The following is a 16,107-nucleotide window of genomic DNA, read 5'->3' on the forward strand; positions in this document are numbered from 1 at the left end:
TTCCTTTAAGAACAAGACATTAAAAAAAGCGTTTCGATTTATATCGAGACGCTTTTTTGTTTTTATAATAATCTAAAAAAATTAAACTGCAACAACTCCTTTTATGTGTGGGTGAGGGTTATAATCCACAAGAGTAAAGTCTTCGAAATCAAAATCAAAAATATCTTTAATTTCTGGATTCAAAATCATTTTAGGCAATTGTCTCGGTTCTCTAGATAATTGTAATTCAAGTTGTTCCATGTGGTTATTATAAATATGCGCATCACCAAAGGTGTGTATAAAGTCACCAGCTTCAAATCCACAAACTTGAGCCATCATCATCGTAAACAAAGCATAAGATGCAATATTAAATGGTACACCTAGAAATATGTCTGCACTACGTTGGTAGAGTTGACAAGATAGTTTACCATCAGCAACATAAAATTGAAAAAACGCATGGCATGGAGGCAAAGCGGCTTTGCCATTAGCTACATTTTCAGAGAACGATTTAGACGTATCTGGTAACACCGAAGGATTCCAAGCCGAAACTAACATTCTACGACTGTTTGGGTTATTCTTTAAGGTGGCTATAACTTCTTTAATTTGGTCAATCTCTTCACTTGCCCAATTTCTCCATTGATGTCCATAAACTGGTCCAAGGTTGCCATTCTCATCAGCCCATTCATTCCAAATACGTACTCCGTTTTCGGTTAAATATTTTGTATTTGTATCTCCCTTTAAAAACCAAAGCAATTCGTATATAATAGATTTAAGGTGCAACTTTTTAGTTGTTACCATTGGGAAACCCTCACTTAAATCAAATCGCATTTGATAACCAAAAACACTTTTCGTTCCTGTGCCTGTTCTATCTCCTTTTTCGTTGCCTTCTGCTAAAACGTGTTTTACTAAGTCGTGGTATTGTTTCATAATTTTTCCCACGAAAGTGGGAATCTCTTTAATTAAACTTAATTTTTTGCGGGTGATAAAAATAAAAAAAAGCTTCAAAATTTTATATTTGAAGCTTCATTAGATATAAGAAGTTATTAACTATAATTTATAAGATTTCTGTTTTCACAGGAATTGGGTTACCCAATTATCATTCCTGCAATAGTTGCAGAAATCAATGAAGCAATTGTACCACCAATTAAGGCCTTCATTCCAAATTTAGAAAGTTGTTTACGTTGACCTGGTGCCAACGATCCTATACCACCAATTTGAATACCAATAGAAGCAAAGTTTGCAAAACCACAAAGCATGTAAGTTGCCATAATTATAGACTTTTGGTAAGTAAGGTGAGTCGCATTTGTTGCGTTTTTTAAATCTGCTAGCTGGATATAGCCAACAAATTCACTAGCTGCCAATTTAATTCCTAAAAGCTGTCCCATCATCATCATATCTTCTTTAGCAACACCAATTAACCACATTAGAGGTGCGAAGACAGTTCCTAAAATAGCTTCAAGTGAAAAATTCTGATATGGTGTGTTTTCTGCCATCCAACTATTAAGAGAAGTTACATCTCCAACCCAACCTAAAATGCCGTTTATCATGGCAATAAAAGCAACGAATACTAGTAACATTGCTCCAACATTTACGGCTAATTTTAAACCTTCGGTTGTACCGTTTGCTATGGCGTCTAATAGATTAGTACCTATTTTTTCTTGTGATACAGATACATCTGTATTGATTTTTTCTGTTTGCGGAAATAATATTTTTGAAATGACAATAGCACCTGGTGCTGCCATTACTGATGCGGCTAATAAGTGTTTAGCATATACCAAACGTAGAACCGGATCATCTCCGCCTAAAAAGCCAATATAAGCTGCAAGTACGGCACCTGCCACAGTTGCCATACCTCCAATCATAACGAGTAGTATTTCGGACTTACTCATTTTTTCTAAATAGGCCTTAATCAATAAAGGTGCTTCTGTTTGTCCTAAGAAAATATTACCTGCAACACTAAGACTTTCTGCACCAGAGATTTTTAAAGCTTTAGATAATAACCAAGCCATGGCTTTTACAACCTTCTGTATAATTCCAAGATAGAACAATACCGAAGTTAAAGCAGAGAAGAATAGTATGGTAGGTAATACTTGGAAAGCGAATATGAAACCATAAGAATTTACATCCATAACACCACTAAACAGAAATTCACTACCAGCTCTTGTAAAGTCTAGGATGTTAATAAATACTTGTCCAATAGCTTCAAATACATTTTTAATAAAATCTACTCTTAATACACCAATCGCAATTAGTAATTGAAATGCTAAGCCAATTCCCACAGTCCTCCAATTGATAGCTTTACGATTACTACTAAATAAAAAGGCAATGAATATTAATGAAACCATGCCTAATACACCTCTCCATAAACTGGTAAACGTAAAACCTTGACTTTCAATTATAGTATCAGTTGAGGTTTCTTGTATAACATAATTCTCATGCTTTTCTGAAACATAGGTTAAGACCTCATTTCCATTTTTTATTTGAAGCATATTAGAATCTTGCTTAAGAATCTCATAATAAACATCTACAGTGGATGGTACTTTTTGTTTAAAAACTAAAAGGTTGTTATTTTGAAGCCAAACCCCTTTTTTGAAAATGCTGTTAAGAACAGATATGTATTCACCATTTTTATTAAGGTTTAAAAATTCTTTACCTTTTATAAATTCTTTCTGGTCTAAAATACTATCAGGATAGGTTTCATAGATTACATATTCAGATAATTGCCAATTATTGAGTTTAGAATCTTCAATTTCATCTATTTGAATAGGAGAGTCTTTTACAACTCCAATGTATATGGAATCATTTTTAGGTTTTTCAAGCTCTTGTGCTGTAATTGTTGAAAGTCCAATAAATATAGCAAATAGGGCTTTGAAAAAATTAGTCATAAAAGTTGATGTTAATTAACGTTTAGAAATTTCGTCTCTTATTTTAGCAGCTTTTTCATAATCCTCATTATTTACAGCTTCGTCTAAAAGGGTGTTAAGTTCTTCGAGAGATTTATCTTTGTAGCCTTCTTGTTCAACTGTTGCAGCTTCAATTTCTTCTGCAATAAGATCGTCAACGAGTATGCTATCTTGTTCTTCATCTTCCTTTTTAGGATTCACTTTAAGATAGATTCCGGCTTTATCCAAAATGTTTTTATAGGTAAAAATTGGTGCCTGAAAACGTAAAGCCAAGGCAATAGCATCGCTTGTTCTTGCATCAATAATTTCTTCAATTTTATCACGTTCGCAGATTAAACTTGAGTAGAAGACACCATCAACTAATTTATGAATAATCACTTGCTTCACCACAATATCAAAGCGGTCAGCAAAGTTTTTAAACAAATCATGTGTTAATGGACGTGGAGGACGAATTTCCTTTTCTAATGCAATAGCAATAGATTGAGCTTCAAAAGCTCCAATGACGATTGGTAATTTTCTGTCACCATCAACTTCATTTAGAATTAATGCATAAGCACCATTCTGGGTTTGACTGTAAGAAATTCCTTTGATATTTAAACGAACTAAGCTCATAAATTAAAAAACACAAAGAACTGTTTAAATTAGGACTTTACCAAACTGCATCGTATGATTTCGATTTGGTGCTAATTTAAACAGCCCTTTTGTAATTACAAGGTAATAAAATTATGCGTTTTGAGCTTTAAAAGCTTTTAATTTTTCTATTAACTGCGGTACAACTTCAAAGGCATCACCAACAACCCCGTAGTCTGCAGCCTTAAAGAAAGGTGCTTCTGGATCTGTATTGATAACAACTTTTACTTTAGATGAATTAATACCAGCTAAATGCTGAATTGCACCAGAAATACCAATAGCAATATACAAGTTGGAAGCTACAGGTTTTCCTGTTTGCCCTACGTGTTCACTATGAGGTCTCCAACCTAAATCAGAAACTGGTTTAGAGCAAGCTGTTGCTGCACCTAATACTTCTGCAAGTTCTTCTATCATTCCCCAATTTTCTGGTCCTTTTAAACCTCTGCCGCCAGAAACAACAGTCTCTGCATCTGCAATACTTACTTTATCAGTGGCTTTATCAACAGATTCTACATTTACGCCAGAACCTGGTAATGATGGTGAAAAATCTTCAACTGAAGCCGTTCCACCGGATTCAACCAAACCAAAAGAATTGTTAGATAAACCAACAATTTTTACATCTGTATTAATTTCTGTATTTGCAAACGCTTTATTTGTAAAAGCCGAGCGCTTTACTGTAAATGGCGATACACTAGATGGTGCTTCTACTACATTAGAAACATAGCCTGCATCCAATCCTACTGCTAATAATGGTGCTAAATACTTACTGTCTGCACTAGAACTTACCACAACAACTTTTGCATTTTCACTTTTTGCTGCACTTTCAATTGAAGCCGCATATGTTTTCGCATTAAACTTACTTAAAGCATCATTTTTTATAGAAAGTACTTTTGAAGCTCCATAGTTTCCTAGGCTTTCAGTACTATCTGCATTAATAGCAACAGCTGTAACTGTTGTTCCCATTTGGTCTGCAATTGCTTTTGCATAAGACACAACTTCTAAAGCTGCTTTTTTAAATTTTCCGTTTTCTGATTCTGTATATACTATAACTGACATAATTCTTTTTTTAAATGACCTTAGCTTCGTTATGAAGTAAGTTTACTAATTCATCGATATTATCTGAATCAACTAATTTTACAGCACCTTTTGGAGCTGGTTTTTCAAAACTTACAGCTTTAGTTTCTGCGCTCGCATCAGTTGGCTCAACAACCGTTAAAGGTTTTTTACGTGCCATCATTATACCTCTCATATTTGGGATACGAAGGTCACTTTCTTCAACCAGTCCTTTTTGTCCACCTATAACTAAAGGTAGAGATGTGCTAACCGTTTCTTTTCCGCCATCAATTTCTCTTACCGCTTTTGCACTAGTTCCATCAACTTCAAGACTTATACAGTTGGCCACAAAATTAGCGTCAGTCATAGCAGCAAGCATACCTGGTACCATTCCACCATTATAATCAATAGATTCTCTGCCAGCAATTACCAAATCATAACCACCATCGTTAACTACTTTTGCTAATTGCTTAGCAACTGCATAACCGTCAGTAGCTTCAGTATTTACTCTAATAGCAGCATCTGCACCAATAGCTAAGGCTTTTCTTAACGTAGGTTCAGTTTCTGCTCCACCGACATTAACCACATCTACACTTGCACCTTGTTTTTCCTTAAACCACATGGCCCTTGTTAGGCCAAATTCATCATTCGGATTAATCACAAACTGAACACCATTTGTGTCAAATTTAGTGTCACCATCAGTGAAATTAATCTTTGAGGTTGTATCTGGCACATGGCTAATACATACTAATATTTTCATAAAAAATGATTTATTTTAAACGTCTTTTTCTTCAGAGCACGAAGATAAATATAAAATTTTGAATTTTACTATGCACGCATAGTATTTTTTATTAAAATCTATACTTTAGATGCTAAAAATCATTAATTCTTTAAAAATTTGAAGATTTTTTGCTGATTGTTTAGGTTAGAGAGTCTAATGAAGTAAAGTCCTCTGGAAAAGCTGGAAGTATTAATTGTGTTGTTATTAAATGGTCTACTCGTAAGGATTTGTTGTCCTGAAAGATTAAATATTTCAATATTGTAGACATTTTCAAACTGATTTGAAATATTCAAATAGTCATTGCTTTCAAAAACCTTATTGAGTCTGAGGAAAATTCATCGACGGAAAGATTATCTTCTTGAAACTTCATAAAGTCAGTTGAAAACACACCTGTTTCTCTTTCTATTATGATCTCACCTGATTCATCTCCAGGATAAATCTTTATATTTCCAATATTATACACTTGGCAACCAATGTCTAACATTGAATATAGCCATTGTTCAATTGAATGACATGGTCCGCTATCATAGTCTGTTTCAGTAGAAATACCTAAATCCGTTTCCCAAAGTTGTAATGCAATATCCACAGGATAACAACATTCGTCAACACCACCTTTTAGGCCTATAGAAAATACATTACCACAAGGTGATATATTTACAGTTTCGGCAAATATCATATCTTCATTCTGGTCATAATTGAATTCAATTTTTAATTCGAAACCATCAGGTACACTTTGCTCATTATTTATACAGCTTTCACCAACTTCTGGGATATCGCTACAAAATTTAGAGAGTTTATAAGTTTTTCCATCCAATAAAGCTATCATATTAGAACTTACTGGTGTGAAGTCATATTCATATTCAATAAAAAACACATCTGATGAAACAGTATTATAAAGCTCATTAATTAAATCTTTATTTTTATGAACAATATCATAATACTCAAATAACACACCTGTAGAGTTAGGAAAAGCTTGATAAAAATCATAAATAATATAATTAGCAAAAATATCAGTAATGGTTTGATCTTGGTGTGTAAGTGTAATTGTACCATCAGAATTATTTGTTACTGTAGGAATATTGTCCGAATTTTCAATTTTTATGTAATCCTTTTGCAAAGGACAAAGCACAGCTTGTTGCGCCGAACCAACTAAAGCAAATAAGATAAAAACAATACTAAAAAAATAATTCTTATAACTCATAGAATCCTAATTATGGATTTAATAATCAAGTTACAATTTTTTTCTCTTTTTCGCATGAGATTTAATATCATTATGTAATCAATAATTATTATTTTTGCTATTCGTTTAAAAACAAGATAATGAAGACAATTCAATTTAGAGAAGCTATTTGCGAAGCCATGAGCGAAGAAATGCGCAGAGATGAAAGTGTTTATCTTATGGGTGAGGAAGTAGCAGAATATAACGGTGCATACAAAGCATCAAAAGGAATGCTCGATGAGTTTGGTGCTAAGCGTGTTATTGATACACCAATTGCTGAACTTGGTTTTGCAGGTATTGCAATTGGTTCTACAATGACAGGCAATCGCCCAATTGTAGAATACATGACGTTTAACTTCTCTTTAGTTGGAATTGATCAGATAATAAATAATGCAGCTAAAATTAGACAAATGTCTGGCGGACAATTTAAATGTCCAATAGTATTTAGAGGGCCAACAGCTTCTGCTGGTCAGTTGGGTGCAACACACTCACAAGCTTTTGAGAATTGGTTTGCTAACACACCAGGTTTAAAAGTAGTTGTACCTTCTAATCCTTATGATGCTAAAGGCTTATTGAAATCTGCAATTAGAGACGATGATCCAGTTATCTTTATGGAAAGTGAGCAGATGTATGGTGATAAAGGTGAGGTGCCAGAAGGAGAATACACTATTCCTATTGGAGTTGCAGAGATAAAACGTACAGGAACGGACGTAACAATTGTATCTTTCGGAAAGATTGTAAAAGAAGCTTACAAAGCTGCTGATGAATTAGAAAAAGAAGGTATTTCTTGTGAGATTATAGATTTACGTACGGTTCGTCCGATGGATAGAAAAGCTATTTTAGAATCGGTTAAGAAAACCAATAGATTAGTGGTGTTAGAAGAAGCATGGCCTTTTGGAAATGTGGCTACTGAAATCACGTACTTAGTTCAATCGGAAGCATTTGATTATCTAGATGCTCCTGTAGTAAAAATAAATACAGCAGATACTCCTGCTCCATACTCACCTGTTTTATTAGCAGAATGGTTGCCTAATAGTGACGATGTTGTTAAAGCAGTTAAAAAAGTAATGTACAAATAAATAAATTGCAGTTTTCTGCGTTTAATAAACTTCATTTGTAACCCTTAAGCTATTGTAGCATGGTTATTGATGAAGTTTGTTTTTATATATGAAAATACAACTACTTATTGCTTTTATTTGCCTCAATATTTTTTCTGCCATTGCGCAGACAAAAGTTAGTGGACATGTTTATGATGAGAATAATCAACCTATTGCTTTTGCCAATGTTCTATTTAAGGGTTCAACAGAAGGTACTATAACTAACGAAGATGGCAAATTCTATCTAGAGTCTGATGAAAAATGGGAAACACTTATTGTTTCTTTTTTAGGTTTCGAGATTTTAGAGGTGTCACTTACAAAATCCGTTAATTACGATTTAAAATTTATTCTAAAAGAAGAAGCCTCTTCGCTTAGTGAAGTTGTAATTATTACAGGAAAACAATCCAAAAAAGCATCCGAAAATCCTGCGATAAGAATCTTAAAAAAAATATGGGAGCGAAAGCGTAAAAATGGTGTAAAACAGTTTAATCAATACGAATACGACCAATACGAAAAAGTTGAGTTTGATCTTAATACCATCGATAGCGCACTCATAAAAAGTAAGCTTTTTAAAGGTATGGAGTTTGTTTTTGAAGAAGTCGATACCTCTAGCGTTACAGGAAAAACGTATTTACCTATTTTTTTAAACGAATCTGTAAAAAAGATTTCTGGTGATAACATCATCAGCAAGGAGCGAGAAGATTTAATAGGAAATAAGAATTCTGGTTTCAGTAACAACCAAGTCATTATAGATTTTATAGATGATTTATATTCAGAATATAATATCTATGACAATTACCTTAAGTTTTTCGATAAAAGCTTTGTAAGTCCATTAAGTAGAACAGGAGTTCAGACCTACAACTATGTCTTGTCAGATAGCGCATTTATTGATGATAAGTGGTGTTATAATATTGTTTATTATCCAAGGAGAAAAAATGAATTGACTTTTAAAGGTGATTTTTGGGTGAATGATTCCACCTACGCCATAAAAGACATAAATCTTCAAGCGTCTAAAAGTGCCAATATTAATTGGGTAAAGGAAATATATATAGAGCAAGAATTTGAAGTATTAAATGATTCTGTATTTCTTATTAAGCGCGATTATTTTCTGTCAGACTTTGCCATTAATAAAAAGGAAAAGTCGAGAGGAGTTTACGGTAAGCGAACAACACTGTACGATAATTATAAATTCGATCAGCCAAAGGATAACGAATACTATGATAAGGTAGTTTATAACTATGATGAAGATGTTTATAATAGAGAAGACGACTTTTGGCAAAACAATAGGCTTGAAGCTTTAAATAAAGACGAAATAGGGGTTTACAAAATGTTAGATACCCTAAAAACTGTTAAGAAATTTAAACGACTTTATAATCTGGGAAGTATTCTAGCCTCAGGATATATAGAGTTTCCAAGTATTAACTTTGATTATGGCCCTATATTTTCAACGTTTGGATTTAATGAAGTTGAAGGTTTGAGACTCAGAACTGGTGGAAGAACTTACTTTGGACCCAATGATTTATGGAGACTCGAAGGGTTTTTGGCATATGGGTTCCGAGACGATAAATTTAAATATGGAATTTCAGGCAAATGGTTATTAGATAAACGGAGTCGATTAACCATTTTTGGAGGAAACCGACGTGATGTTGAACAAATAGGCGCGAGTTTAACGAGTTCTACAGATGTATTAGGCCGAAGTCTGGCATCTTCTGCTGTTATTGGAACTGGTGCAAATGATAAGCTTACTAATATTAATTTGACTAATTTAGGATTGGCGATTGAGCCTGTAAGGAATTTTGAAGTTCGTTTAGATGGAAGTTTCCGCACATTAAGATCAGCATCACCAACCTTTAGTTTAGATTATAATGACACAGAATCTCTAACAGGAATTTCATCTGAAGTCAAACAATTTGAAAGCAGATTATCATTGGGCTATTATCCAAAACGCCAAATGACTGGTTTTGGGGTAGAACGTAAATTTAAGAACGACAATTTTGCACGTTTGTTTGCACAAGTCAGTCGTGGTGATCGTAATTGGTTTGATAGTGATTTTGATTATACAAAGGTTCAATTTTCATACATACAACCATGGCAAGTAGGTGGTTTTGGTAGGTTAGTAACCTCTATAGAAGCTGGTAAAACCTTTGGTGAAGTGCCTTTAGCATTATTGAGTGTTGTACCAGGAAATCAAACGTACTTTTCAATATACAATACCTTTTCTCAGCTCGACTTTTATGAATTTGTAACTGATACCTATACATCAATGCACGTAGAGCATAATTTTAATGGTCGTTTATTTTCTCGTATTCCGTTCTTAAAAAAATACAACCTCAGAGCTATTGCTAGTATAAGAGGTGTTTGGGGCGAATTGTCTGATGAAAATATTGCACTAAGTACTACTGGTAATATAAATGAGTTTCCATTAGTTGCACCAGATTCTCGCATCTATTATGAGTATAGCGTAGGAGTTGGTAATATTTTCAAAATACTACGTATAGACTTTAATTTTAGAGGGAATTATTTAGACAATCCTGATGCTAGAAAGTTTGGTATCACTGGTAGTTTTGGCTTTTATTTTTAATGCTCAAATAGTAAAAATGTCCTTAGAGATTTTGAACGGTCTCATATAGTCGTCAGTTAAAGGTTTATATGTTTTAATTTTCAGTTTAAAACCGACTTTAGGTATTCTGAGTGATTGAGCATGTAGTCGAATCCTTCATAATTTGCGTTATAATTGTTGTTACAGTTTTTACATCATTGATTAACTATTTCTCTCAACTTTATTTAAGTAGACAAACACAACGAGATAAAAAATACAGAAGAACCAATCATTGAGTCCATAAATGGTAAAAAAGATTCCAGCCATTGTATCTGCTTCATACACGCAAGAAAGTTCATTATTTATCATCCATTTAGTCCAAGTAAATCCGTATATAAGTTTTTCAATAACAAAAACTCCGATTATCCATTTGAGATGTTCCCATTTAGAAGCCATTGCTAAAAAGGCAAATCCCCAAACTACTATCATTAGTAATCCAAAATTGGACATAACGACAGGATCGGCTTCATTAATAACCTTATTAGTAAAGAACCTAGAAAATACTAAAACACCACCAATATTCATTATGCCCGACAAGTACATTCCTTTTTTAACAAGCTCTTTATTCAATTTCATTATTAGTTATTTATGTTAAATTATAACAAGATATTTATTTCATTAATTCTATTTGAAATTTTGTAGCTTCAAATGCCATTTTTAAACCTCTCAGATTGGGATCAGATTTATTAGTATCAAATAGTTGATTCAGGTATTCAGTTTGCTTAATTAAATCGTCATTATCTTTTTGAAAAATCTGATATTTCAAGAGTATTAAATTAGCCATAATGTTATCTGACACACTCAAGTCTATTTCATTGAGACTTTCGTCTATTGTGCTTTTTATATCGGAATCGTTTTCAGATAGTTCGTCGAATAGATATGCATTGGCTAAGTCAGATTTGGTCATATTTGAATAGTCATTCTCATTAGACATATCTTTTCTATAGGTCATTTTCGTTCCATTGAGAAAATACCATCTCGTGTAGGAATCGTTTTCCATTTTTATTTCTTTTTCAAATATTTTTTCTTTTGTACTCCAGTTTGTAAATGCAATCAAGAGTTCAGTTCCGTCATCTTTTTTTAATATTGCAAACCGAATTAGATAATTTCTCTTTCCTGGTTTTTCAATTTCAATATCTAAATTAGTTTCTACTGAAACATATTTTTTTAGTGCTTGTAATATCGAGGAAACATCTTCTGGATTTGCATCTGGAAATAAATTTTCTCTCAAAAATAAATCGATATACAGATAATGGGTTAAGTAGAAGTCATCCATTTTTAGATAATTCGATTCGGTTAAATTGTCTGTTTTTATATCAATTTTATCTGATTGAGAAAATCCGATGCTAGTAAAAAGGGTTAAAACTAAAAGTGTAATTAATTTTCTATTCATTGTGTTTGTTTATATTGTTCGCAAAGTGTTGGTGTATGGTTAGTTGTGTGCGATCCCAGACAGTAAATAAGTAAAAACTCATTGTTCAGCAGCGTGGAAATTCTGAAGACAATTTTAGACGCAGTGAACTGTTCAGCTGTTGGCTGGCTGGTTGTTGTTAATTTCTACAAGCACACTCGTGGTGTTCATTGAGATATGTAATTGTTTCTGAACATAGTTTTTCTAAGATCTTAATATCAATATCAGAAAGTTTCTTAACATAAATGCATGCTTTTCCCATTTTGAATTTACCAAAGTCTTCTAATAATTTTTTACTTTTCTCTGTTTGAGAATAAACGTATAGGGAAAACTGTGCTTTTCGCGGAGAGAAACCTAGTAAGGGTGCATCACCTTCATGACCACTAGCATATTTATAATGATAACTTCCAAAACCAATAATTGTTGGCCCCCACATTTTTGGTTCAAAACCTGACCATTCACTCATTAATTCTATTAGTTTATGACTATCAGCTTTCTTTTGATCATTGTCTGCATATGATTCAATAAAATTAAAAACGTCTACTTCTGTTTCGGTAGTTTTATTTTTTGCCATTTCCGTAATTGTTTTAGTTGCTTCGCAATGCCTGCCAAAGTGTTTGAATATGTTTTAATTCCCCAGTTCGCTGAGCGTTTGTGTTGCGTGGTTGAGCAACTAAATTAGTAAATAAATCACAGATAGAATATTCGGCAGAAATGTTTACAAGTCGTCAGGGACTTGGCAATTACTTATGAAAGGTGTATCGCGTAGTTTTTATTCTATTTTGATGTATTCCGATAATGAATCATATTTGAATCCAGCTTCGAAAATCAAAATTACTGCACCAAATTCATGCTTAATTCTGTCAATAATTATAGAATTGTCTTTAAGTATTATGCGTTTCTTATCGTTCGTAAAAGTTCCAAAAACGTATGGTAAACCTGAGATGCTAAAGTTTTGATTTAGATAAAACATTCCATCCTTCAATTTACCTTTAATTGTTTCATTTTTAACCAGAACTTCATTTTTGAAGAGTCTGAAGTCTAATTCGTTTTCATTGATTAGTTTGATTTCTGCATAATATTCGTCATCTTCATTATTAAGTTCAAGTTGAGAGTCCTCCGAACGCCACCAAACTCCAAGGAGGTTTTCGTATATATTGTCTTTTTTTAATGTATCAGAAATTGAATAAAACAGATACTTTCCATTTATTTTTTCAAAGTCAGAAACAAGTTGTGATTTAGAATGCTTTTCGATTGGAATTTTTGAAAAGCTGGCGCAATTCGAAAAAGACGAAATAAAAACTAATACTATAAGTGTATTTATTAGTCTGTTATTCATTTTTTAAATTTGGAATTCAACCAAACCTCTAACATTTCCTTTTTGTCAGATTCGTTGTTGTAATTTATGTTTACTCCAAAGTCCAATCCATTTATTAATCTACTGTACATTATTTGATTAAGAATAATCTCTCCTTTAGGACTGTAAATGGTAAATCCGTATGACTGAAATTCAAGACCATCGATTTTAATAGTTTTAGTTTCCGTTGAATCCGTTTTTATCCCTCTTTGCTGATATGTATTATAAACCAGTTTCTTTAATCCAGCATTATTTTCTTCCCATTCGCCATCATATTCGAGTTCAAAAGGTTCAGAAGTTGATTGGAAAATATTGAATTTGTCTTTTTGGAAATTCAAAAGTTGTTTTAATTCACTAGCGTCATATTCAATTTCAGCTGTTTCATTAATAGCATCTAATCCTTTTTCAATTCTTTCATCTAAAATGCTCTTATGTGTGACATTCCAACCTTTAGGAATTTCCATCGTCCAACCAATTTCTTTACTGTGGTATTTGCTTTCCGTTATTTTTCCCTCGTCAATTTGTTTATTTGGGTAGGTTTTGCAAGAAATCAAAACAGTCAAAAATAGTAATATGGTTAATTTAATTTTCATAATTTTCTCAAATGTACTATAACTGGTTGTATGAGGATAAAAATTCATCTTATCCTATCTATTCTTACTGATAAAGGGAACCATTAAGATTATATTTAATTTTTATTCTTGTCTTTAAATTTATCAAAATCAGAAGCTTCCTCAACTTTTGGGAAAGAATTGTTATTCATTTCAGTATCAGCATACTCAAAGTTAGGATCTAAGACTACTTTCTTAACTTCCTTAGTTTTAATAAATGTTTTAGTAATTTCATATTCATTGGTTCTCCAAATTTCAGCAGGTAAAGTGTCGATTTCACTTGTACCATCAGTGTATTGCCATTCTATAGTCAATGGCATTACTAGGCCTCCAACATTTTTCACCGTAATTTCATAAATGTTTTTACCGTAAAGTTGTTTTCTTATTTCTGGTTCATCCATACGCGATAAAAACTGCCCATAAGCTTGGTCTGGTGTGGTAACCATAGTTATTTCTTCTGGACCACTTGTAAAATCTTGGGTGTTTTCTCCTGCGTTTTCTGCTTCAATATTGGCTTTTACGGTTTTACCTTTGTTTTCAATATTTACCTCGTTACTTACTGTAAACCATTTTACATTAATAAGTTCCATGTCTACATTATCAGTTGTAAAAAACCAACCTCTATAAAACCAATCGAGATCAACTGCTGTAGCATCTTCTAGCGTTCTAAATAAATCCGCTGGATTTGGATGTTTATATTTCCAACGATTAGCATATTCTTTAAACGCTTGGTCAAAAAGTTCTTCGCCAACAATAGATTGACGAAGCATTTGTAATCCTACGGTTGGTTTTTGGTAGTAATTGGCTCCAAATTGTGAGAGTAAATCATTATCTGATGAGGTCATTATCGGTCGCATAATACTTTTGTCTCCGCTCATAAACGGCACAATACTTTTTGGTTGTGTATGCGGATAATCAGGATAACGCTCTTTCATGGTACGTTGATGAATAAATGTGTTTAAGCCTTCATCCATCCACATCCATTGGCGCTCATCAGAACTTATAATCATTGGAAACCAGTTATGCCCAACCTCGTGCACAATGGTGCTTATCATTCCTCCTTTTGCTCTGTCACTTATCTTTCCATTGACTGGTCGTCCACCATTAAAGCTAATCATAGGGAACTCCATACCAATGTTGGACGTATTTACCGAAATACAAACAGGATAAGGATATTCAAAAACAGCTTCAGAATAAACTTCTAATGCATTTTTTACCGCTCGAGTTGACGATTCGTTCCAGACAGGTAATCCTTCTTTAGGATAAAAAGACATTGCCATAACTGTATGTGTTTCTAAAGGTACAGCTTGAGCATCCCAAATAAATTTTCGAGATGATGCAAATGCAAAATCCCTCACATTTTCTGCTCTAAATTTCCATGTTTTAGTTTTTATGGTTTTATTCTTTTCGTTTGTTTCAGCTTCTTCAGGTGTAACAATCATCAGTGGCTTGTCTACGGATTTTCTGGCTTTAGCTAAGCGTTGCTGTTGTGTTTTGGTAAGCACCTGAGCTTCATTTTTTAAATCGCCAGTGGAAGCTACAATGTGGTCTGCTGGCACCGTAATTTCAACATCATAATCACCAAACTCCAGAGCAAATTCGCCTAGTTTTTGAAATTGTTTATTCTGCCAACCTTCAGTATCATTGTAAACTGCCATGCGTGGAAACCAATGTGCAATGAGGTAAACCGTATTGTCATCTTCAGGGAAATATTCATAACCTTCGCGAGACAATAAATACATACTTCTATCTGTAATATGATATGACCAACCAATGGAAAACGTTAGCGACTCACCTGATTTTAAAGGTTGACTAAGTAACACCTTCATCATGGTATTATTGACTAAAGATTCTATAGCGTTGCCATTAGCATCTTTAATATATTTAATTGTGTATCCTGCAGGAAAATCAATAGCACGTGTTAAAAATTGCATATGCCTTGTATTCATTGAGTCACGCACATTTCCAAAGGCATATCCAAAATCTTCGTTTTCTTTTTTATTTACGTTTTGCTCTAATTGAATCCACAAATACCTTAAATCATCTGGTGAGTTATTGTAATATGTAATAGTTTCATCTCCACTCAGTATGTTATCTCTTTCGTTTAGTGCTGCTTTTATTTTATAATCTGCACGTTGTTGCCAATATGCTTTTCCGGGCGCACCACTAGCAGAACGATAGACGTTTGGTTGCGGTATCATATTATCAATAGGCTCAAACTTGCCTTGGTATTGTTGGTTTTGAGAAAATAAGGGAAGAGAAAATAGAAATGATAATGTAAATAATGATATAAATTTCATCTAGATTGAATAATATTAATTAATAGATTTAACAAGGTAATGAATTCCAAAGAAATGAATTTAATAAAGGTTGAAACTGATGTTAGTTTTTTGTTGCTCAAAGTTAAAGTCTTAGCTATATTTGCACCCTCAAATTAAATAAAGCATTATCCTGTTTTTGGGTAATA

The 16,107-nt window shown here is 33.1% G+C and carries 15 protein-coding genes; 2 read left to right on the top strand and 13 right to left on the bottom strand.

The window, feature by feature from the left end:
* Positions 1–81: 81 nt before the first annotated feature.
* The 7 genes from Q0822_RS14665 to Q0822_RS14690 form a co-directional block, all read right to left on the bottom strand.
* Positions 82–906, bottom strand: coding sequence for a thymidylate synthase (locus Q0822_RS14665; protein ID WP_299124958.1), 825 nt, complete (start codon positions 904–906; stop codon positions 82–84).
* 158 nt (positions 907–1,064) lie between these two features.
* Positions 1,065–2,864 (bottom strand): nucleoside transporter C-terminal domain-containing protein, encoded by a 1,800-nt coding sequence (locus Q0822_RS14670; protein WP_299124961.1) that lies wholly within the window; start codon positions 2,862–2,864, stop codon positions 1,065–1,067.
* Between the two features lie 15 nt (positions 2,865–2,879).
* Positions 2,880–3,494 (bottom strand): bifunctional nuclease family protein, encoded by a 615-nt coding sequence (locus Q0822_RS14675; RefSeq protein WP_299124963.1) that lies wholly within the window; start codon positions 3,492–3,494, stop codon positions 2,880–2,882.
* A 111-nt stretch (positions 3,495–3,605) separates the two neighbouring features.
* Entirely contained in the window at positions 3,606–4,568 is a 963-nt protein-coding gene (locus tag Q0822_RS14680; protein WP_299124966.1) for an electron transfer flavoprotein subunit alpha/FixB family protein, read from the bottom strand.
* Between the two features lie 10 nt (positions 4,569–4,578).
* Complete coding sequence (locus Q0822_RS14685; protein ID WP_299124969.1) at positions 4,579–5,325, bottom strand: electron transfer flavoprotein subunit beta/FixA family protein; 747 nt, start codon at positions 5,323–5,325, stop codon at positions 4,579–4,581.
* A 122-nt stretch (positions 5,326–5,447) separates the two neighbouring features.
* On the bottom strand, positions 5,448–5,639 hold the full coding sequence (locus Q0822_RS18280) for a T9SS type A sorting domain-containing protein (RefSeq protein WP_366125112.1): 192 nt from the start codon (positions 5,637–5,639) through the stop codon (positions 5,448–5,450).
* The gene (locus tag Q0822_RS14690) at positions 5,636–6,547 is read right to left on the bottom strand and encodes a hypothetical protein (RefSeq protein WP_299124972.1); all 912 of its coding nucleotides are present in this window, start codon (positions 6,545–6,547) and stop codon (positions 5,636–5,638) included. The genes Q0822_RS18280 and Q0822_RS14690 overlap by 4 nt, the downstream gene beginning before the upstream one ends.
* 119 nt (positions 6,548–6,666) lie before the next feature.
* Here Q0822_RS14690 and Q0822_RS14695 point away from each other — a divergent pair, with 119 nt between their 5' ends.
* Together Q0822_RS14695 and Q0822_RS14700 are read left to right on the top strand one after the other, a co-directional pair.
* A complete protein-coding gene (locus Q0822_RS14695; protein WP_299124975.1) occupies positions 6,667–7,644 on the top strand; it encodes a pyruvate dehydrogenase complex E1 component subunit beta in 978 nt (325 codons plus the stop codon).
* A gap of 88 nt (positions 7,645–7,732) precedes the next feature.
* Positions 7,733–10,243 carry a DUF5686 and carboxypeptidase-like regulatory domain-containing protein gene (locus Q0822_RS14700; protein WP_299124977.1) on the top strand — a complete coding sequence of 837 codons (2,511 nt, stop codon included), beginning with the start codon at positions 7,733–7,735 and terminating at the stop codon, positions 10,241–10,243.
* Between the two features lie 180 nt (positions 10,244–10,423).
* On the opposite strand, the gene Q0822_RS14705 is transcribed toward Q0822_RS14700, so the two are convergent.
* From Q0822_RS14705 to Q0822_RS14730, 6 genes are all read right to left on the bottom strand, one after another.
* Positions 10,424–10,837, bottom strand: coding sequence for a hypothetical protein (locus Q0822_RS14705; protein ID WP_299124979.1), 414 nt, complete (start codon positions 10,835–10,837; stop codon positions 10,424–10,426).
* Positions 10,838–10,871: 34 nt separating this feature from the next.
* Positions 10,872–11,654: a hypothetical protein gene (locus Q0822_RS14710; protein ID WP_299124981.1), complete on the bottom strand. Its 783-nt coding sequence runs from the start codon at positions 11,652–11,654 to the stop codon at positions 10,872–10,874.
* Positions 11,655–11,811: 157 nt separating this feature from the next.
* Entirely contained in the window at positions 11,812–12,246 is a 435-nt protein-coding gene (locus Q0822_RS14715; RefSeq protein WP_299124983.1) for a DUF1801 domain-containing protein, read from the bottom strand.
* A gap of 198 nt (positions 12,247–12,444) precedes the next feature.
* A complete protein-coding gene (locus tag Q0822_RS14720) occupies positions 12,445–13,011 on the bottom strand; it encodes a hypothetical protein (protein ID WP_299124986.1) in 567 nt (188 codons plus the stop codon).
* On the bottom strand, positions 13,008–13,622 hold the full coding sequence (locus Q0822_RS14725) for a hypothetical protein (protein ID WP_299124987.1): 615 nt from the start codon (positions 13,620–13,622) through the stop codon (positions 13,008–13,010). Before Q0822_RS14725 ends, Q0822_RS14720 begins: the two co-directional genes overlap by 4 nt.
* A 95-nt stretch (positions 13,623–13,717) precedes the next feature.
* Positions 13,718–15,940 carry a M1 family metallopeptidase gene (locus tag Q0822_RS14730; protein WP_299124989.1) on the bottom strand — a complete coding sequence of 741 codons (2,223 nt, stop codon included), beginning with the start codon at positions 15,938–15,940 and terminating at the stop codon, positions 13,718–13,720.
* Between the last annotated feature and the right edge of the window lie 167 nt (positions 15,941–16,107).

Source organism: uncultured Winogradskyella sp. (assembly GCF_947496485.1).
Classification (GTDB): domain Bacteria; phylum Bacteroidota; class Bacteroidia; order Flavobacteriales; family Flavobacteriaceae; genus Winogradskyella.